General features: G+C 54.0%; 16 protein-coding genes and 1 pseudogene. 12 read left to right on the forward strand and 5 right to left on the reverse strand.

Annotated elements, in window-relative coordinates; all coding sequences use genetic code 11:
• Positions 1-29: 29 nt before the first annotated feature.
• Positions 30-1,460, reverse strand: coding sequence for a sodium:alanine symporter family protein (locus WB371_RS01820; protein WP_336218415.1), 1,431 nt, complete (start codon positions 1,458-1,460; stop codon positions 30-32).
• Positions 1,461-1,740: 280 nt separating this feature from the next.
• On the opposite strand from WB371_RS01820, the gene tal reads away from it, so the two are divergent.
• A complete protein-coding gene (gene tal / locus WB371_RS01825; protein ID WP_336218416.1) occupies positions 1,741-2,694 on the forward strand; it encodes a transaldolase in 954 nt (317 codons plus the stop codon).
• 119 nt (positions 2,695-2,813) lie between these two features.
• Positions 2,814-3,401 carry a molybdopterin adenylyltransferase gene (mog, locus tag WB371_RS01830; protein WP_336218417.1) on the forward strand — a complete coding sequence of 196 codons (588 nt, stop codon included), beginning with the start codon at positions 2,814-2,816 and terminating at the stop codon, positions 3,399-3,401.
• A gap of 208 nt (positions 3,402-3,609) precedes the next feature.
• Here the strand turns inward: mog and satP are convergent, their stop codons facing one another.
• Positions 3,610-4,176, reverse strand: a complete 567-nt coding sequence (satP, locus tag WB371_RS01835) for an acetate uptake transporter (protein WP_336218418.1) — start codon at positions 4,174-4,176, stop codon at positions 3,610-3,612.
• A 355-nt stretch (positions 4,177-4,531) separates the two neighbouring features.
• Between satP and dnaK the strand changes: the two genes are divergently transcribed.
• From dnaK to nhaR, 4 genes are all read left to right on the forward strand, one after another.
• Positions 4,532-6,448, forward strand: coding sequence for a molecular chaperone DnaK (gene dnaK, locus WB371_RS01840; RefSeq protein WP_336218419.1), 1,917 nt, complete (start codon positions 4,532-4,534; stop codon positions 6,446-6,448).
• A gap of 87 nt (positions 6,449-6,535) precedes the next feature.
• Positions 6,536-7,666, forward strand: a complete 1,131-nt coding sequence (gene dnaJ / locus WB371_RS01845; RefSeq protein ID WP_336218420.1) for a molecular chaperone DnaJ — start codon at positions 6,536-6,538, stop codon at positions 7,664-7,666.
• 177 nt (positions 7,667-7,843) lie between these two features.
• Entirely contained in the window at positions 7,844-9,010 is a 1,167-nt protein-coding gene (gene nhaA, locus WB371_RS01850) for a Na+/H+ antiporter NhaA (protein WP_336218421.1), read from the forward strand.
• A 66-nt stretch (positions 9,011-9,076) separates the two neighbouring features.
• Positions 9,077-9,976 (forward strand): transcriptional activator NhaR, encoded by a 900-nt coding sequence (nhaR, locus tag WB371_RS01855; RefSeq protein ID WP_336218422.1) that lies wholly within the window; start codon positions 9,077-9,079, stop codon positions 9,974-9,976.
• Positions 9,977-10,035: 59 nt separating this feature from the next.
• On the opposite strand, the gene rpsT is transcribed toward nhaR, so the two are convergent.
• Positions 10,036-10,299 (reverse strand): 30S ribosomal protein S20, encoded by a 264-nt coding sequence (rpsT, locus tag WB371_RS01860; RefSeq protein ID WP_002887965.1) that lies wholly within the window; start codon positions 10,297-10,299, stop codon positions 10,036-10,038.
• A gap of 108 nt (positions 10,300-10,407) precedes the next feature.
• Between rpsT and WB371_RS01865 the strand changes: the two are divergent.
• From WB371_RS01865 to ispH, 6 genes and pseudogenes are all read left to right on the forward strand, one after another.
• Positions 10,408-10,609, forward strand: a pseudogene (locus tag WB371_RS01865) (DUF2575 domain-containing protein); the annotation flags it as partial.
• A gap of 7 nt (positions 10,610-10,616) precedes the next feature.
• The gene (gene ribF / locus WB371_RS01870) at positions 10,617-11,555 is read left to right on the forward strand and encodes a bifunctional riboflavin kinase/FAD synthetase (protein WP_336218423.1); all 939 of its coding nucleotides are present in this window, start codon (positions 10,617-10,619) and stop codon (positions 11,553-11,555) included.
• Positions 11,556-11,589: 34 nt separating this feature from the next.
• Positions 11,590-14,406 carry an isoleucine--tRNA ligase gene (gene ileS / locus WB371_RS01875; protein ID WP_336218424.1) on the forward strand — a complete coding sequence of 939 codons (2,817 nt, stop codon included), beginning with the start codon at positions 11,590-11,592 and terminating at the stop codon, positions 14,404-14,406.
• Positions 14,406-14,894 (forward strand): signal peptidase II, encoded by a 489-nt coding sequence (gene lspA / locus WB371_RS01880; RefSeq protein WP_336218425.1) that lies wholly within the window; start codon positions 14,406-14,408, stop codon positions 14,892-14,894. The genes ileS and lspA overlap by 1 nt, the downstream gene beginning before the upstream one ends.
• Positions 14,895-15,008: 114 nt before the next feature.
• Complete coding sequence (gene fkpB / locus WB371_RS01885; RefSeq protein ID WP_336218426.1) at positions 15,009-15,458, forward strand: FKBP-type peptidyl-prolyl cis-trans isomerase; 450 nt, start codon at positions 15,009-15,011, stop codon at positions 15,456-15,458.
• A gap of 1 nt (position 15,459) precedes the next feature.
• Complete coding sequence (gene ispH / locus WB371_RS01890; protein ID WP_336218427.1) at positions 15,460-16,410, forward strand: 4-hydroxy-3-methylbut-2-enyl diphosphate reductase; 951 nt, start codon at positions 15,460-15,462, stop codon at positions 16,408-16,410.
• Positions 16,411-16,441: 31 nt separating this feature from the next.
• Here the strand turns inward: ispH and WB371_RS01895 are convergent, their stop codons facing one another.
• Both WB371_RS01895 and ilvD read right to left on the reverse strand, forming a co-directional pair.
• Entirely contained in the window at positions 16,442-17,350 is a 909-nt protein-coding gene (locus tag WB371_RS01895; protein ID WP_336218428.1) for a dihydrodipicolinate synthase family protein, read from the reverse strand.
• Positions 17,347-19,059, reverse strand: coding sequence for a dihydroxy-acid dehydratase (gene ilvD, locus WB371_RS01900; RefSeq protein ID WP_336218429.1), 1,713 nt, complete (start codon positions 19,057-19,059; stop codon positions 17,347-17,349). Before ilvD ends, WB371_RS01895 begins: the two co-directional genes overlap by 4 nt.
• Positions 19,060-19,063: the final 4 nt, after the last annotated feature.

The raw sequence follows: 19,063 nt of genomic DNA on the forward strand, positions 1-19,063 counted from the left end.
AACGCGACAGAGTTGATCGATAGTTGTGATTAGTCTTGCGTGAGGTCGTCCCAGGCATCAGGGGCCAGTTGCTGTTCAATATCCGGATAGCGCAACGGATCAAACACCGGGCGAACTCCCAGTTTTCGTTGGCGCAAATAGTCGCTGGCGAGAGTATGAACCACCGGCGACAACAGCAGGATCGCCGTCAGGTTAGTGATTGCCATGCAGGCCATAATAATATCGGCCAGTTGCCACAATAGCGGGAAGCTGAGCAACGTCCCGGCAATCACGGTTGAGCAGGTGGCGATACGCAATGCCCAGATTGCCCGCTTGTTGTCCAGGTTCAGAAAGTACAGATTGTTTTCCGCATAAATGTAATTCACCACGATGGAGCTGAAGGCGAACATAATCACGATGATCGCGACAAATGCGGCACCCCAACCGCCTATTAACGCGTTCATCGCTTTTTGCACCAGTTGAATGCCTTCCATTGGCGCATAGGTGGTGCCATTTCCCGCCAGTAAAACCAGCATGGCGGTTGCGCTACAGATGATCATGGTGTCGATAAAAATGCCGATCATTTGCACAATGCCTTGTGCCGCAGGGTGGGGGGGCCAGGATGCCGCTGCTGCTGCCGCGTTGGGCGTAGACCCCATCCCCGCCTCGTTAGAGAACATGCTGCGTTGAAAACCGCTGGTTATCGCCTGGCTCAGTGTGTATCCCGCCACGCCGCCTGCCGCCTCTTGCCAGCCGAATGCGCTTTTAACGATGGAAATAATGACTTCAGGCAGTTGTTCAACGTTGAGCAGACAAACGACCAGGCTGGTAGTGACCCAGAGCAGCGCCATTACGGGAACGAACCACTGCATCATCCGTGCAACGGCTTTAATTCCCCGAATGATAACCAGCAGGGCCGCAAACGCCATCACAATGCCGGTGATAACCGGCGGAAAATCGAAAGCGAATTTCATCGCGCGGGAGACGGAGTTGGCCTGGACGCTATTGAAAACCAGTCCGTAGGCGATGAGCAGGAAGATGGCGAACAACACCCCCATCCAGCGCATGCCTAAACCGCGCGCCATATACCACGCAGGGCCACCGCGAAATTGTCCGTGGCGATCGCGCTCTTTGTAGAGTTGTGAAAGAGAGCATTCAGCAAAGGATGTCGCCATGCCAATCACTGCGGTGACCCACATCCAGAAAACCGCCCCGGGTCCGCCTGCGGTAATCGCCAGCGCCACGCCCGCCATGTTGCCGCTACCGATACGCGCGGCAAGGCTGGTGCAGAGCGACTGAAAGGAAGTTAACCCGCCAGGTTGCGGGTTGATGCTGTTTTTAAGACTTCTGCCAAACTGGCGAATATAGCGAAATTGCACGAACCCTGTGCGCCAGGTAAACCAGCACCCTGCACCGAAGAGCAGGTAGATCATCACCGATCCCCAGAGCACATCATTGATAAACGTGAAAAAGTCAGGCATTAACATCCCTCTTGTTGCTGCCGGTAAGCTAAAACACACCCTGTGTAAGCGCTACTTATTGTTGATGAGTATATACGCAGTCTGGCAATCGGTAGCGACTCTGTATCATACATGAGAGAGACCACGAATGGCGTGTCACATCAAGGCCAATCAGTTTTTTCCCGCAGGTGCTGTAAACCGTTAACTGTATTGTCTGCGGTTGCGCTGTCACTGCGTCGTGTTATCATCAGGGCAGACCGGTTACATCCCCCTAACAAGCTGTTTAAAGAGACACACTATCATGACGGACAAATTGACCTCCCTTCGTCAGTTCACCACCGTGGTGGCCGACACCGGAGACATCGCGGCAATGAAGCTGTATCAGCCGCAGGATGCCACAACCAACCCTTCTCTCATTCTTAACGCAGCGCAGATCCCGGAATACCGTAAGTTGATTGACGATGCTGTTGCCTGGGCGAAACAGCAGAGCAGCGATCGCGCACAACAGATTGTGGACGCGACCGACAAACTGGCCGTGAATATCGGTCTGGAGATCCTGAAACTGGTTCCGGGTCGTATCTCCACAGAAGTGGATGCTCGCCTGTCCTATGACACCGAGGCCTCTATCGCCAAAGCGAAGCGCATCATTAAGTTGTATAACGATGCCGGTATCAGCAACGATCGTATTCTGATCAAACTGGCTTCAACCTGGCAGGGCATTCGCGCGGCGGAGCAACTGGAAAAAGAAGGCATTAACTGTAACCTGACGCTGCTGTTCTCCTTCGCACAGGCGCGCGCATGTGCTGAAGCGGGCGTGTTCCTGATCTCCCCGTTTGTGGGTCGTATTCTTGACTGGTATAAAGCCAATACCGACAAGAAAGAGTATGCGCCGGCAGAAGATCCGGGTGTGGTTTCCGTAACGGAAATCTACGAGTACTACAAACAGCACGGTTACGAGACCGTTGTGATGGGCGCAAGCTTCCGCAACGTCGGTGAAATCCTTGAGCTGGCTGGCTGTGACCGCCTGACCATCGCTCCGGCACTGCTGAAAGAGCTGGCGGAAAGCGAAGGCGCTATCGAGCGCAAACTCTCTTTCTCTGGCGAAGTGAAAGCCCGTCCGGAACGTATCACTGAGTCTGAGTTCCTGTGGCAGCATAACCAGGATCCAATGGCGGTAGACAAACTGGCGGACGGTATCCGTAAGTTTGCTGTCGACCAGGAAAAACTCGAAAAAATGATCGGCGATCTGCTGTAATCATTTCTGTCTTCGTAGCGTGGGCGGTTTGCCGGTCACGCTACCTCTTCTGACCTCTGTCTGTCCTTCCTTTCGCAGTGTATCATTCTGGTTAACGAGACTGTTTAAACGGAATAATCATGAACACCTTACGTATTGGCTTAGTTTCCATTTCTGACCGCGCTTCCAGCGGTGTCTATCAGGATAAAGGTATCCCGGCTCTGGAAGAGTGGTTATCCGCAGCGCTGACCACCCCTTTTGAGGTGCAGACGCGCCTGATTCCTGACGAACAGGCCATTATTGAGCAAACGCTGTGTGAACTGGTGGACGAGATGAGCTGTCATTTGGTGCTGACTACCGGAGGCACCGGTCCTGCGCGCCGCGATGTGACTCCCGATGCCACCCTCGCGGTTGCCGATCGCCAGATGCCCGGTTTTGGCGAACAGATGCGCCAGATTAGCCTGCATTTTGTCCCTACAGCGATTCTGTCCCGTCAGGTAGGGGTGATCCGCAAGCAGGCGTTAATCCTCAATTTACCCGGCCAGCCGAAATCGATTAAAGAAACCCTGGAGGGGGTAAAAGATGCAGAGGGGAATGTCGTTGTGGCAGGAATCTTTGCAAGCGTACCGTATTGTATACAGCTTCTTGAAGGGCCATATGTCGAAACTGCGCCGGAAATCGTAGCATCTTTTCGCCCTAAAAACGCACGTCGCGATACAACTGACTGAGTTTAAGACTTCATCATCTTCGTCTTTTTGCTGCGGTACCCGGTGAGGTATTCCCGGCCGGGCGTATTCCCGGCAGTTGTGCCTGCTATAGGGGCTGATGGGATTAGGGGGATTCGGTTGTGACAGAATGGGTATTACCGCGATTCGACGCTGCATACAGAGCTATCACAGTAAAAAATATCCCCCCGATGCGGGGGGATACGGATGATCAGTGCTTTTCACCAATCGGCAGGATAGTGCGGCCAAACTGTTCGTTCAGCACTTCACCCATCGCCAGGTAAATAGCGCTCGCGCCACACACCAGGCCAATCCAGCCGGCAAAATGAATCACGGCTGCGTTACCCGCGATGTTACCAACTGCCAGCAGGGCAAACAGAACCGTCAGACTCAGGAAGACGAACTGCAGTGCGCGCGCGCCTGTCAGTGTACCGAAGAACATAAACAGCGTGAACACACCCCACAGACCGAGATACGCGCCGAGGAACTGCGCGTTCGGCGCCTCAGTCAGACCCATTTTCGGCATCAGCAGGATAGCCACCAGCGTCAGCCAGAAGGAGCCGTAAGAGGTGAATGCGGTTAACCCGAAGGTGTTGCCTTTCTTATATTCCAGCAGACCGGCAAAAATTTGCGCGATCCCGCCGTAGAAAATACCCATCGCAAGAATAATACCGTCCAGGGCGAAAAAACCGGCGTTATGCAGGTTAAGCAGAATGGTGGTCATGCCGAAGCCCATCAGGCCCAGCGGTGCCGGGTTAGCCAACTTAGTGTTGCCCATAAATCCTCAAAATCATCATTGATTGAATGGTGAAATAGTTTCCCCGTGAAAGCAGGACGCCGTTCGGGGCGCGGCATAATAATCAGGGGCGAGGTGGCTGTCTATGATCTGGACGCGGGAAAAGAGAGAAATTTTATCGTGATCGTTATCACAACTTGTTCGGGCAGCTTTATTTCAACAAAAGCAAAAATTTTTTTCATTCCCCCCTTGATGAAGTGGGTTACGACCCCACTTAGTAGTCAACCGCAGTGGTGAGTCTGAAAAAAAACGAATCAGGGTAGTTGAAACCGCACGTTTCGCCCTTATTACAGACTCACAACCACATGATGACCGAATTTTTAGTGGAGACGTTTAGATGGGTAAAATTATTGGTATCGACCTGGGTACGACCAACTCTTGTGTAGCGATTATGGATGGGACTCAGGCACGTGTGCTGGAGAACGCCGAGGGCGATCGCACCACGCCTTCTATTATTGCTTATACCCAGGATGGTGAAACCCTGGTTGGTCAGCCGGCTAAACGTCAGGCAGTGACAAACCCGCAAAACACCCTGTTTGCGATTAAACGCCTGATTGGTCGCCGCTTCCAGGACGAAGAAGTTCAGCGCGATGTTTCCATCATGCCGTACAAAATCATCGGCGCCGACAACGGCGACGCATGGCTTGATGTGAAAGGCCAGAAAATGGCTCCGCCGCAGATCTCGGCAGAAGTGCTGAAGAAAATGAAGAAAACGGCTGAAGATTACCTGGGTGAACCGGTAACTGAAGCGGTTATCACTGTACCGGCTTACTTTAACGATGCTCAGCGTCAGGCAACCAAAGACGCGGGCCGTATCGCAGGTCTGGAAGTGAAACGTATCATCAACGAACCGACGGCTGCTGCGCTGGCATATGGTCTGGACAAAGAAGTCGGCAACCGTACTATCGCGGTTTATGACCTCGGTGGCGGTACTTTCGATATCTCTATTATCGAAATCGACGAAGTTGATGGCGAAAAAACCTTCGAAGTTCTGGCAACCAACGGTGATACCCACCTGGGTGGTGAAGACTTCGACAGCCGTATGATCAACTATCTGGTTGAAGAATTTAAGAAAGATCAGGGCATCGACCTGCGTAACGATCCGCTGGCGATGCAGCGCCTGAAAGAAGCGGCAGAAAAAGCGAAAATCGAGCTTTCTTCTGCTCAGCAGACCGACGTGAACCTGCCGTACATCACCGCAGATGCCACCGGTCCGAAACACATGAACATCAAAGTAACGCGCGCGAAACTGGAAAGCCTGGTTGAAGATCTGGTTAACCGTTCCATCGAGCCGCTGAAAGTCGCTTTGCAGGACGCTGGCCTGTCTGTTTCTGATATCAACGACGTGATTCTTGTCGGTGGTCAGACGCGTATGCCAATGGTGCAGAAGAAAGTGGCTGAGTTCTTTGGTAAAGAACCGCGTAAAGACGTTAACCCGGATGAAGCAGTGGCTATCGGTGCTGCCGTTCAGGGCGGTGTACTGACCGGTGATGTAAAAGACGTACTGCTGCTGGACGTTACCCCGCTGTCTCTGGGTATCGAAACCATGGGCGGCGTGATGACTGCACTGATCAACAAAAACACCACTATCCCGACCAAGCACAGCCAGGTGTTCTCTACCGCTGAAGACAACCAGTCTGCGGTAACTATCCATGTGCTGCAGGGTGAACGTAAACGTGCGTCTGATAACAAATCTCTGGGTCAGTTCAACCTGGATGGTATCAACCCGGCACCGCGCGGCATGCCGCAGATCGAAGTGACCTTCGATATCGATGCTGACGGTATCCTGCACGTTTCCGCGAAAGACAAAAACAGCGGTAAAGAGCAGAAGATCACCATCAAGGCATCTTCCGGCCTAAATGAAGAAGAAATTCAGAAAATGGTTCGTGAAGCAGAAGCGAACGCCGAGTCTGACCGTAAGTTCGAAGAGCTGGTACAGACCCGCAACCAGGGCGACCATCTGCTGCACAGCACCCGTAAGCAGGTTGAAGAAGCAGGCGACCAGTTGCCGGCTGACGACAAAACCGCTATCGAGTCTGCGCTGACTGCACTGGAAACCGCGCTGAAAGGCGAAGACAAAGCGGCTATTGAAGCGAAAATGCAGGAGTTGGCCCAGGTTTCCCAGAAACTGATGGAAATCGCACAGCAGCAGCACGCACAGCAGCAAGCGGGTGGCGCTGATGCTTCCGCAAACAACGCGAAAGATGACGATGTTGTCGACGCTGAGTTTGAAGAAGTGAAAGACAAAAAATAATCGCCCTGATGCAGGGTAATTAATCGGCACGGGCGAAGAGGTTTCCTCTCCGCCCGTGCTCGCATGTTAAGGGGCTGAAAAAAACCAATGGCAAAGAAAGATTATTACGAGATTTTAGGCGTTTCCAAATCAGCGGAAGAGCGTGAAATCAAAAAGGCTTATAAGCGCCTGGCCATGAAATATCACCCGGACCGCAACCAGGGCGATAAAGAGGCCGAAGCGAAATTTAAAGAGATCAAAGAAGCGTATGAAGTTCTGACCGACTCGCAAAAACGCGCGGCCTACGACCAGTACGGTCACGCTGCATTTGAGCAGGGTGGCATGGGCGGCGGCGGTTTTGGTGGCGGCGCTGACTTCAGCGATATCTTTGGTGACGTTTTTGGCGATATCTTCGGCGGTGGTCGGGGTCGTCAACGTGCTGCGCGTGGGGCCGATTTACGTTACAACATGGATCTCACTCTGGAAGAAGCCGTACGTGGCGTGACCAAAGAGATCCGCATTCCAACGCTGGAAGAGTGCGACGTTTGCCACGGCAGTGGCGCGAAAGCGGGAACTCAGCCGCAGACCTGTCCGACCTGTCATGGCTCCGGTCAGGTGCAGATGCGCCAGGGCTTCTTTGCCGTGCAGCAGACCTGTCCGCACTGTCAGGGGCGCGGTACGCTAATCAAAGATCCGTGCAACAAGTGCCACGGTCATGGTCGTGTAGAGAAGAGCAAAACGCTGTCGGTAAAAATTCCGGCAGGTGTGGATACGGGCGACCGCATTCGTCTGTCAGGTGAAGGTGAAGCGGGCGAGCACGGCGCACCGGCAGGGGATTTGTACGTTCAGGTACAGGTGAAACAGCATCCTATCTTCGAACGTGAAGGCAACAACCTGTACTGTGAAGTACCGATCAACTTTGCGATGGCGGCGCTGGGCGGTGAGATTGAAGTTCCGACGCTGGATGGACGAGTGAACCTGAAAGTGCCCGGCGAAACGCAGACCGGAAAACTGTTCCGTATGCGCGGCAAAGGCGTGAAATCTGTACGTGGTGGTGCGCAGGGCGATTTGCTTTGCCGTGTCGTTGTCGAAACGCCGGTCGGTCTGAACGACAAGCAGAAACAGTTGCTTAAAGATTTGCAGGATAGCTTTGGCGGCCCGACGGGAGAGAAGAACAGCCCGCGCTCCAAGAGCTTCTTTGACGGCGTGAAAAAGTTCTTTGACGATTTGACCCGTTAATCGGGTTAAGCCGATTCGCCAAAACAAAAGCCTGGGATTGCGAGATCTCAGGCTTTTTTGTTTTCTTTATTGTTCGTTATATTCGATCTGTTCATCATAAATAATCTAATTTTAACGAAGATTCATGCGGAGTATGATAGTTATTACGAAGTATTCACCCGATTGAGAGAATAAAAAGTGAAACATCTGCACCGATTCTTTAGCAGCGATGCCTCCGGGGGCATCATTCTTATCATCGCCGCTGCAATGGCCATGCTGATGGCCAATATGGGCGTGACCAGTGGATGGTATCACGCTTTCCTGGATACGCCGGTTCAGTTGCGCGTCGGCGCGCTTGAGATCAATAAAAACATGCTGTTATGGATTAACGATGCCCTGATGGCGGTGTTTTTCCTGTTGATTGGTCTTGAGGTGAAGCGCGAGCTGATGCAGGGCTCTCTGGCCAGTTTGCGACAGGCGGCGTTCCCGGTGATTGCTGCCATTGGCGGCATGATTGTGCCAGCGTTGCTGTATCTGGCCTTCAACTATGCCGATCCGATTACCCGTGAAGGGTGGGCGATCCCGGCGGCGACGGATATCGCCTTTGCGCTCGGCGTGCTGGCTCTGCTTGGCAGCCGGGTTCCGCTGGCACTGAAAATTTTCCTGATGGCGTTGGCGATAATTGACGATCTCGGTGCGATTGTGATTATCGCGCTGTTCTATACCAACGACCTGTCGATGGTTTCACTGGGCGTTGCGGCGTTTGCGATTGTGATTCTGGCGCTGCTGAATCTGTGTGGTGTACGGCGTACGGGCGTGTATATCCTGGTCGGCGCAATACTGTGGACAGCGGTGCTGAAATCCGGCGTCCATGCCACGCTGGCGGGTGTTATCGTCGGGTTCTTTATTCCGCTTAAAGAGAAGCATGGGCGTTCCCCGGCAAAACGCCTGGAACATGTGCTGCATCCGTGGGTGGCGTATCTAATTTTGCCGCTGTTCGCTTTTGCTAACGCGGGCGTCTCCCTGCAGGGCGTGACGATTGACGGGCTGACCTCGATTCTGCCGCTCGGCATTATCGCGGGCCTGCTGATTGGTAAGCCTCTGGGGATCAGTCTGTTTTGCTGGCTGGCGCTGCGTCTGAAACTGGCGCAACTGCCGCAGGGGACGACGTTCTCACAAATCATGGCGGTCGGCATTCTGTGCGGTATCGGCTTTACGATGTCGATCTTTATTGCCAGCCTGGCCTTTGGCAGCGTGGATCCGGCGCTGATTAACTGGGCGAAGCTGGGGATCCTGATTGGTTCCTTGCTGTCGGCAGTGATTGGTTATGGCTGGCTGCGCGCGCGTTTACGCCCGTCAATTTAATTAGGGCGAGATAACAGGGGAGCCCGTTCTGGCGCCCCTTTGTGACATTTATCAGGAAGAGAAAGTATGTCTCATATTAACTACAACCATCTTTATTACTTCTGGCACGTTTATAAAGAGGGATCTGTAGTGGGTGCAGCGGAGGCGCTGTACTTAACGCCGCAGACCATCACTGGTCAGATTAAAGCGCTTGAGGAACGCCTGCAGGGCAAATTGTTCAAGCGAAAGGGGCGTGGGCTGGAGCCCAGCGAACTTGGTGAACTGGTTTTTCGCTATGCGGATAAAATGTTTACCCTAAGCCAGGAGATGCTGGATATTGTGAACTACCGCAAAGAGTCCAACCTGCTCTTTGACGTTGGCGTGGCGGACGCGTTGTCAAAACGGCTGGTGAGCAACGTATTAGATGCGGCTGTGGTAGAAGGTGAGCAAATCCACCTGCGCTGTTTTGAATCGACCCACGAAATGCTGCTCGAACAGCTCAGCCAGCATAAGCTGGACATGATTATCTCAGACTGCCCGATTGATTCGACACAGCAGGAAGGGCTGTTTTCGGTGAAGATTGGTGAGTGCAGCGTCAGCTTCTGGTGTACCCAGCCGTTACCGGAAAAACCCTTCCCGGCTTGCCTTGAGGAGCGGCGCCTGTTGATCCCCGGCAGACGCTCTATGTTAGGACGTAAGCTGCTGAACTGGTTTAACTCGCAGGGATTGAAGGTGGAAATCCTCGGGGAATTTGATGATGCGGCGCTGATGAAAGCGTTTGGCGCCACACATAACGCCATTTTTGTCGCTCCCTCGCTCTATGCTCATGATTTTTACGCCGATGAATCGGTCGTCGAGATTGGACGTGTGGAGAATGTGATGGAGGAATACCATGCCATATTTGCGGAAAGAATGATCCAGCATCCGGCGGTGCAACGTATCTGTAATGCAAACTATTCGGCGCTGTTTGCGCCAGTGAACAAATAGTTCAGACATAAAAAAACCCGCTTGCGCGGGTTTTTCACAAAGCGACAACGAACGGGCGATTAAGCCAGTTTGTTGATCTGTGCAGTCAGGTTAGCCTTATGACGTGCAGCTTTGTTTTTGTGGATCAGACCTTTAGCAGCCTGACGGTCCACGATCGGTTGCATTTCGTTAAATGCTTTCTGTGCAGCAGCTTTGTCGCCAGCTTCGATAGCTGCGTATACTTTCTTGATGAAAGTACGCATCATAGAGCGACGGCTTGCGTTGTGCTTACGAGCCTTTTCAGACTGAACGGCGCGCTTCTTAGCTGATTTGATATTAGCCAAGGTCCAACTCCCAAATGTGTTCTATATGGACAATTCAAAGGCCGAGGAATATGCCCTTTTAGCCTTCTTTTGTCAATGGATTTGTGCAAATAAGCGCCGTTACTCTCTCGGCGCTCGTTACGTAGTGATGGCGCAGGATTCTACCAGCTTGCGGGTTGTGAATACAGCTTTTCAGCGATAAAAATTGAATTGCCCCGTCAGTATTTGCCTCAGGGTAATGAAATCCATCTGCTTTATGTTTCGCTGCATCAATCGTCGGTTAACCTTGACCGCCGTACAAGGTATACTTTGGCGATTTTCACTGTTTTGAGCCAGACATGAAGCTGATACGCGGCATACATAATCTCAGTCAGGCCCCGCACGGGTGTGTGCTGACTATTGGTAATTTCGACGGCGTACACCGTGGTCATCGCGCGCTGCTGCAAGGTTTGCAGGAAGAAGGGCGCAGGCGTGGCTTACCGGTAATGGTGATGATTTTTGAACCGCAGCCGCTCGAACTGTTTGCGACGGAGAAAGCACCGGCGCGTCTGACCCGTCTGCGTGAAAAACTGCGTTATCTTGCGCAATGCGGCGTGGATTATGTGCTTTGCGTTCGATTCGACCGCCGTTTTGCCGCGCTGACGGCGCAGACCTTTATCAGCGATCTGCTGGTGAAGCGCCTTGGGGTGCAATTTCTCGCGGTGGGCGATGATTTCCGCTTTGGCGCTAGCCGCGCGGGCGATTTCTTGTTATTACAGAAGGCTGGCGTGGAATATGGCTTTGATGTCACCAGTACCCAAACCTTCTGTGAAGGCGGGGTGCGTATCAGCAGCACCGCTGTGCGCCAGGCGCTTGCCCAGGACAATCTGGCGCTCGCAGAAAGCCTGTTAGGTCATCCGTTTACTATCTCTGGCCGTGTTGTCCACGGTGATGAGCTCGGACGCACCATTGGTTTCCCGACGGCAAATTTACCGCTGCGTCGTCAGGTATCCCCGGTCAAAGGGGTCTATGCGGTAGAAGTGATGGGGCTTGGCGAGAAGCCATTGCCCGGCGTGGCGAACATCGGCACCCGTCCGACGGTTTCGGGCGTGCGCCAGCAGTTAGAAGTGCATTTGCTGGATGTTGCAATGGACCTCTATGGTCGCCATATCGATGTAGTGCTGCGTAAAAAAATACGCAATGAACAGCGATTCGCTTCGCTGGATGAGCTAAAAGCGCAAATTGCGCGAGATGAATTAACTGCCCGTGATTTTTTTGGGCTATCAAAACCGGCTTAAATGCCTTCGTGATAAATACGGAACTGAGAATCTGATGAGTGACTATAAATCAACCCTGAATTTGCCGGAAACAGGGTTCCCGATGCGTGGCGATCTCGCCAAACGCGAACCGGGAATGCTGGCGCGTTGGACTGATGATGACCTGTACGGCATCATTCGTGCGGCCAAAAAAGGCAAAAAAACCTTCATTCTGCATGATGGCCCTCCTTATGCGAATGGCAGCATTCATATTGGTCACTCGGTTAACAAGATTCTGAAAGACATTATCGTGAAGTCCAAAGGACTCGCGGGATATGACTCGCCTTACGTTCCTGGCTGGGATTGTCATGGTCTGCCGATCGAACTAAAAGTTGAGCAGGAATTCGGTAAGCCGGGTGAGAAATTTACTGCCGCTGAATTCCGCGCGAAGTGCCGTGAATATGCCGCAGCGCAGGTTGACGGTCAGCGCAAAGATTTTATCCGTCTGGGCGTACTGGGCGACTGGTCTCACCCGTATCTGACGATGGACTTCAAAACCGAAGCCAACATCATCCGTGCGTTGGGCAAAATCATCGGCAACGGTCACCTGCATAAAGGCGCGAAGCCAGTGCACTGGTGCGTTGACTGCCGTTCTGCGCTGGCGGAAGCGGAAGTTGAGTATTACGACAAGACCTCGCCTTCTATTGATGTTGCCTTCCAGGCTGTCGATCAGGAGGCGGTAAAAGCCAAATTCGGCGTGACTTCCGTTAACGGCCCGGTCTCTCTGGTTATCTGGACGACCACGCCGTGGACGCTGCCTGCAAACCGTGCGATCTCCCTCTCCGGTGAGTTCGAATATGCGCTGGTGCAGATTGACGGTCAGGCGCTGATCCTCGCAAAAGATCTGGTTGAGAGCGTGCTTAAACGCGCGAATATCACCGATTACGCTGTACTGGGCACCGTAAAAGGTGACGCGCTTGAACTGCTGCGTTTCAAACACCCGTTCCTGGACTTCGATGTTCCGGCGATCCTGGGCGACCACGTGACGCTGGATGCCGGTACTGGTGCGGTACACACTGCCGGTGGTCACGGTCCTGACGATTACACGATCAGCCTGAAATACGGTCTGGAGATTGCCAACCCGGTGGGGCCGGACGGCGCCTATCTGCCTGGCACGTATCCGACGCTGGATGGCGTGAATGTCTTTAAAGCGAACGATGCGATCGTGGAGCTGCTGCGTGAAAAAGGCGCACTGCTGCACGTTGAGAAAATGCAGCATAGCTATCCGTGCTGCTGGCGGCACAAGACGCCGATCATCTTCCGTGCGACCCCGCAGTGGTTCATCAGCATGGATCAGAAAGGTCTGCGTGAGCAGTCGCTGAAAGAGATCAAAGGCGTGCAGTGGATCCCGGACTGGGGCCAGGCGCGCATTGAATCGATGGTCGCCAACCGTCCTGACTGGTGTATCTCCCGTCAGCGTACCTGGGGCGTGCCGATGTCTCTGTTCGTTCACAAAGACACTGAAGAGCTGCACCCGCGCGCCATCGAACTGATGGAAGAAGTTGCCAAACGCGTTGAAGTTGACGGTATTCAGGCCTGGTGGGATCTCGACCCGAGAGACATTCTGGGTGATGACGCCGATCAATACGTGAAAGTGCCGGATACGCTGGACGTCTGGTTTGATTCGGGCTCAACGCACGCGTCCGTTGTCGACGTGCGTCCGGAATTCGCCGGTCATGCGGCGGACATGTATCTGGAAGGTTCCGACCAGCATCGCGGCTGGTTTATGTCTTCACTGATGATCTCCACCGCGATGAAAGGCAAAGCGCCATATCGCCAGGTGCTGACCCACGGCTTTACCGTTGATGGTCAGGGTCGCAAGATGTCCAAATCCATCGGCAACACCGTTTCGCCGCAGGATGTGATGAACAAACTGGGGGCGGATATTTTGCGTCTGTGGGTGGCTTCGACCGATTACACCGGCGAAATGGCCGTTTCGGACGAAATCCTCAAACGTGCAGCCGACAGCTATCGTCGTATCCGTAACACCGCGCGCTTCCTGCTGGCGAACCTGAACGGGTTTAATCCGGCCACAGACATGGTGAAACCGGAAGAGATGGTCGTACTGGACCGCTGGGCGGTGGGCTGCGCGAAAGCGGCGCAAGAAGATATCCTGAACGCTTACGAAAGCTATGATTTCCACGAAGTGGTCCAGCGCCTGATGCGTTTCTGCTCCGTCGAAATGGGCTCGTTCTATCTTGATATCATCAAAGATCGTCAGTACACCGCGAAAGCAGACAGTGTAGCGCGCCGTAGCTGCCAGACTGCGCTGTACCACATTGCGGAAGCGCTGGTACGCTGGATGGCGCCGATCATGTCCTTCACCGCAGATGAAATCTGGAGTTACCTGCCGGGCGACCGTGAAAAATATGTTTTCACTGGCGAATGGTATGAAGGCCTGTTCGGTCTGGCTGATACTGAAGCAATGAACGATAGCTTCTGGGACGAACTGCTAAAAGTTCGCGGCGAAGTGAACAAAGTTATCGAACAGGCGCGTGCGGATAAGAAAGTGGGCGGTTCTCTGGAAGCGGCAGTGACCCTGTACGCGGAACCTGAACTGGCAGCGAAACTGACGGCACTGGGCGATGAATTGCGATTTGTCCTGTTGACCTCAGGCGCGAAAGTCGCTGACTATGCCGGCGCTTCTGCTGACGCTCAGCAGAGCGAACTGCTCAAAGGGCTGAAAGTTGCCCTGAGTAAAGCCGAAGGTGATAAATGCCCGCGTTGCTGGCATTACACGACCGATGTCGGCATGGTAGCGGAACACGCAGAAATTTGCGGCCGCTGTGTCAGCAACGTCGCCGGTGACGGCGAAAAACGTAAGTTTGCCTGATGACTAAGCCTCTTTGTTCAACAGGGCTACGCTGGCTGTGGCTGGTGGTAGTCGTGCTGATTATCGATCTGGGCAGCAAATACCTGATCCTCCAGAATTTTGCTCTGGGGGATACGGTGCCGCTGTTCCCGTCGCTTAATCTGCATTATGCGCGTAACTATGGCGCGGCGTTCAGCTTCCTCGCCGACAGCGGCGGCTGGCAGCGCTGGTTTTTTGCCGGTATCGCAATTGGCATCTGTGTCATTCTGACGGTGATGATGTACCGTTCCAAAGCGACACAGAAGCTCAATAACATCGCCTATGCCTTGATCATTGGCGGCGCGCTGGGGAATCTGTTCGACCGTCTGTGGCACGGCTTCGTGGTCGATATGATCGATTTCTACGTCGGGGACTGGCACTTTGCTACGTTTAACCTCGCCGATAGTGCGATCTGTCTCGGTGCGGCGATGATTGTGCTGGAAGGCTTCCTGCCGAAAAAGCAGGCGTAATAAAATGCCGGGTGGCGTTTCGCTTACCCGGCCTACAAAAATTTGCTTTCTGTAGGCCCGATAAGCGTATGCGCCATCGGGCAAACAAGACGGCGAAACACGTGAGCAATTTGCATGTCTAAATCCGTACAGAGCAACAGCGCGGTTCTCGTTCACTTCACGTTGAAACTGGATGACGGCTCCACGGCTGAATCCACCCGCAATAACGGCAAACCGGCCCTGTTTCGTCTTGGCGATACCTCGCTGTCTGAAGGTCTTGAGCAGCAGCTTCTTGGGCTGAAAGAGGGTGAGAAAAAAGCCTTTTCCCTGGAGCCTGACGCCGCGTTTGGTGTCCCGAGCCCGGACCTGATCCAGTATTTCTCCCGCCGTGAATTTATGGACGCAGGCGAACCTGAAATCGGGGCGATTATGCTCTTTACCGCAATGGACGGCAGTGAGATGCCTGGTGTGATCCGCGAAATCAACGGTGACTCGATCACTGTCGATTTCAACCATCCGCTGGCCGGGCATACCGTTCATTTTGATATTGAAGTGCTGGAAGTCGATCCGGCACTGGAGGCGTAACATGCAGATCCTGTTGGCCAACCCGCGCGGCTTTTGCGCAGGTGTAGACCGCGCTATCAGCATTGTTGAAAACGCGCTGGCCATTTACGGCGCGCCTATTTATGTTCGCCACGAAGTGGTACACAACCGCTATGTGGTCGACAGCCTGCGTGAGCGCGGGGCTATTTTTATCGAACAAATCAGTGAAGTGCCGGATGGCGCAATCCTGATCTTCTCCGCTCACGGCGTTTCTCAGGCGGTACGTAACGAGGCGAAAAGCCGCGATCTCACCGTCTTTGACGCGACCTGTCCGCTGGTAACCAAAGTGCATATGGAAGTGGCGCGCGCCAGCCGCCGTGGTGAAGAGTCGATCCTGATTGGTCATGCCGGGCACCCGGAAGTGGAAGGCACGATGGGCCAGTACAGTAACCCCGAAGGGGGCATGTACCTGGTCGAATCTCCGGATGATGTCTGGACGCTGAATGTGAAAAACGAAGGTAAGCTTTCCTTCATGACGCAAACCACGCTCTCCGTTGATGATACGTCGGATGTGATTGATGCTTTACGCCAGCGTTTCCCGAAAATTGTCGGGCCGCGCAAAGATGATATTTGCTACGCCACCACTAATCGTCAGGAGGCGGTTCGCGCGCTGGCGGAACAGGCGGATGTGGTGCTGGTGGTCGGCTCAAAAAACTCGTCGAACTCCAACCGTCTGGCTGAACTGGCGCAGCGGATGGGAAAAACAGCGTTTCTGATTGATGACGCGACCGATATTCAGGAAGCCTGGGTGAAAGAGGCGAAATGCGTCGGTGTCACCGCGGGGGCTTCTGCGCCGGATATCCTGGTGCAAAACGTGATCGCGCGTTTGCAGGCGCTAGGCGGCGGTGAAGCCATTCCGCTGGAAGGGCGTGAAGAGAATATTGTGTTCGAGGTTCCAAAAGAACTGCGTGTCGATGTTCGAGAAGTCGAGTAAAAAAGGGGGCTGGCCCCCTTTTTTAATGGCGTCAGCGTAAATCGAACGCCTGACGGAAATCATCAATCACTACGCGATCTGCATCTGTTAACGCCCACCCCGGATGACGGCAATAGTCCGTGGCAATAATGCCGCGTGCCATCAGTAGCGTTTTTTCCACCTGGATAATGTATTCGCAGTGGCTCATCCAGCGCTGGATAAAGGGCAATAAGCGTTGGTGGAGCGTCTGTGCCTGGTGATATTCCCCGGCCTGCCAGTGGCGGTAAATCTGCACATAAACTTCGCTGAATGAACAGCCTGGCATCACGCCTTTGCCGCCCGCCTCAAGCATTTTTAACATGTAAAGCCCGGCATAACCGTTCAGTACGCTGGCCTGTGGTGCGTAGCGCAAAAACTCCCGCGTGTACTCTACCGGCGGATTACACTCAATTTTAAAGACGGCGTGTGGAAAGCGTTCAGCCACTTCCGCAAGCTGTTGTGGGGGAATTGGCAGTCCGGTTTCCCCTGGCGCATATTGCACCATTACCGGAATATCAACCGCTTCCAGTACAGCCGAGATATGCGCCTGAACCGCCTGGGGGCTGGGCGAGAGAAAGAACGGCGGCAGTAACATCAACGCATCAGCACCCAGCGCGCTGTAACGGCGGGCGCGTTTGACCGCAAGTTCAGTGCTGTGATCGGTAACAGACATCGCGCGATACAGTGATCCCCCAGCCAGCGTGCTGATGAAGAGTTGCGACAGTCTGTCTCGCTCGTAATCATCCAGTTTAGGAAACTCGCTGGCGATGCCAAACAGCGTAACGCCGTGAGCGCCGGTGCTGGCGAGATGTTCCAACAGGCGCACAAAACTAAGCTCATCGATTTCGCCTTGCGAAGTGAAGGGCATCGCAACGATCGGATTAACGCCGCAAATATCGGCTGCTGTGTAGGGGGCACTCATTCCATCTCCTCCCGGTCAGCCAGCACAGCGCCTTGTGCGGCAGGTAACGCCCAGCGCCGGTAAAGACGCAGAAATCCACGAGGTACCTCTTTTTTCACCGGCTGCCAGCATGTGCGACGTGCAGTCAGGATATCTTCTGCAACATGCAGCGTTAAGGTACGCGCTGGAATATCAATGCTGATGGTGTCGCCATTTTCTACCAGTCCCAGCGCGCCGCCTTCGGTTGCTTCCGGTGATATATGCCCGACAAACAGGCCACGGTTGGAGCCGGAAAAACGTCCGTCGGTGATCAGCGCGCAACGGTCAGATAAGCCCATCCCTTCCAGGCATTTCATTGGTTTATACATCTCCGGCATACCCGGACCGCCTTTTGGCCCTTCGTAGCGTAAGACCAGGACGCTACCGGGCTGGATCTCGCCAGACATGATCGCATCAACTGACTCCTGTTCGCTGTTGAATACTACCGCCGGGCCGCTGAATTTCATCAGGTTTTCCGGCACGGCAGCCGGTTTTACCACACAGCCCAGCGGCGATAAATTACCGTGCAGAACGGCGACCCCCGCCTCGTTACGAACCGGAATAGCCAGCGTATGAATCACTTCCGGTCGCGACGAGCGATGCCCTTGTTGTAAGAGTTCGCCCTTGGTTTTACCCACGACGGTCAAGGCGTTTGGCTTCATCAGCGCAGCGATTTCATGCTCCACGGCGGGAACGCCCCCCGCCTCCCAGAAATCAATCATGTCGTACTCGGATGCCGGATAGAGCGAGGCGACCAGCGGGACGTGATGGCTTAATTCATCAAATGCCGACAGCGGCAGGTGCCCGAGTTCCGCTTCATAATGAATCGCCTGCAGATGCAGAATGGCATTGGTTGAACCGCCCGTTGCCAGCAGATAAACCATCGCGTTGTGAATCGCCTCTGCAGTGATAATTTTGCGGGCGTTAATGCCTTCGCGAACCAGCGTCACCGCCTGTTTGCCCGTCTGGTAAGCGCAGAGGCGTCTTTCTTCAGAGATGGCGGGCAACATGCTGCTGCCCGGCAGGCTCATCCCTAAGACTTCAGCGATACTGCACATGGTGTTAGCCGTGCCATACATGGTGCAGGAACCCGGCCCCGGTTCAGCAATATTTTCAATATGCGCAAACTCGGCCTCGTCAATCTCGCCACGTTTTTTCCAGCCGATGGCTTCCGTGACGATGTTGCCGTCCCAGTGCTTCCCTTTGTATTCGGCCGGATACATAGGCCCGCCGTTGACCATGATGGCAGGGACGTCGAGGCGTGCGGCGGCCATTAACATCGCGGGCACGATTTTGTCGCAGGAACCAAGCAACACCATGCCGTCGAAACGGTGGGCGCGCATCATGCTTTCAATGGACATGGTGATCACTTCACGTGCGGCGAGAATGTAGCGCATTCCCAAATGTCCTTCGGCAATACCATCGCAAGGGGCGATGGTGCCAAATACCATGCCGATGCCGCCCGCCTCATCAATGCCTTTGAGGACATGGGCGGTGAGCTCGTTAAGGTTCGCGTGTCCTGCGGTGGCGTTGGTGTAGCTATTCACTACCGCAATGACCGGACGGCGCAATTGCTCGTCCGTATGGCCCATGGATTTGTACAGGGCGCGTTTCAGTGCGCCATCGTCACCCTCGAGGATTGGGCTGAAATGCGTGCCGCAATGGGCACATCCTCCACATTCACTCTTCATAATC

Source organism: Citrobacter amalonaticus, from assembly GCF_037053465.1.
In the GTDB taxonomy this organism is placed as follows: Bacteria; Pseudomonadota; Gammaproteobacteria; order Enterobacterales; family Enterobacteriaceae; genus Citrobacter_A; species Citrobacter_A amalonaticus_H.

Bases quoted from the DNA above. Each gene is read 5' to 3' on its own strand.
- WB371_RS01820 (WP_336218415.1), bottom strand. From the start codon at position 1,460: ATGCCTGACTTTTTCACGTTTATCAATGATGTGCTCTGGGGATCGGTG.
- nhaR (WP_336218422.1), top strand. From the start codon at position 9,077: ATGTCTCATATTAACTACAACCATCTTTATTACTTCTGGCACGTTTAT.
- ileS (WP_336218424.1), top strand. From the start codon at position 11,590: ATGAGTGACTATAAATCAACCCTGAATTTGCCGGAAACAGGGTTCCCG.
- ilvD (WP_336218429.1), bottom strand. From the start codon at position 19,059: ATGAAGAGTGAATGTGGAGGATGTGCCCATTGCGGCACGCATTTCAGC.
- dnaJ (WP_336218420.1), top strand. From the start codon at position 6,536: ATGGCAAAGAAAGATTATTACGAGATTTTAGGCGTTTCCAAATCAGCG.
- ispH (WP_336218427.1), top strand. From the start codon at position 15,460: ATGCAGATCCTGTTGGCCAACCCGCGCGGCTTTTGCGCAGGTGTAGAC.
- dnaK (WP_336218419.1), top strand. From the start codon at position 4,532: ATGGGTAAAATTATTGGTATCGACCTGGGTACGACCAACTCTTGTGTA.
- fkpB (WP_336218426.1), top strand. From the start codon at position 15,009: ATGTCTAAATCCGTACAGAGCAACAGCGCGGTTCTCGTTCACTTCACG.
- satP (WP_336218418.1), bottom strand. From the start codon at position 4,176: ATGGGCAACACTAAGTTGGCTAACCCGGCACCGCTGGGCCTGATGGGC.
- lspA (WP_336218425.1), top strand. From the start codon at position 14,406: ATGACTAAGCCTCTTTGTTCAACAGGGCTACGCTGGCTGTGGCTGGTG.
- tal (WP_336218416.1), top strand. From the start codon at position 1,741: ATGACGGACAAATTGACCTCCCTTCGTCAGTTCACCACCGTGGTGGCC.
- WB371_RS01895 (WP_336218428.1), bottom strand. From the start codon at position 17,350: ATGAGTGCCCCCTACACAGCAGCCGATATTTGCGGCGTTAATCCGATC.
- ribF (WP_336218423.1), top strand. From the start codon at position 10,617: ATGAAGCTGATACGCGGCATACATAATCTCAGTCAGGCCCCGCACGGG.
- mog (WP_336218417.1), top strand. From the start codon at position 2,814: ATGAACACCTTACGTATTGGCTTAGTTTCCATTTCTGACCGCGCTTCC.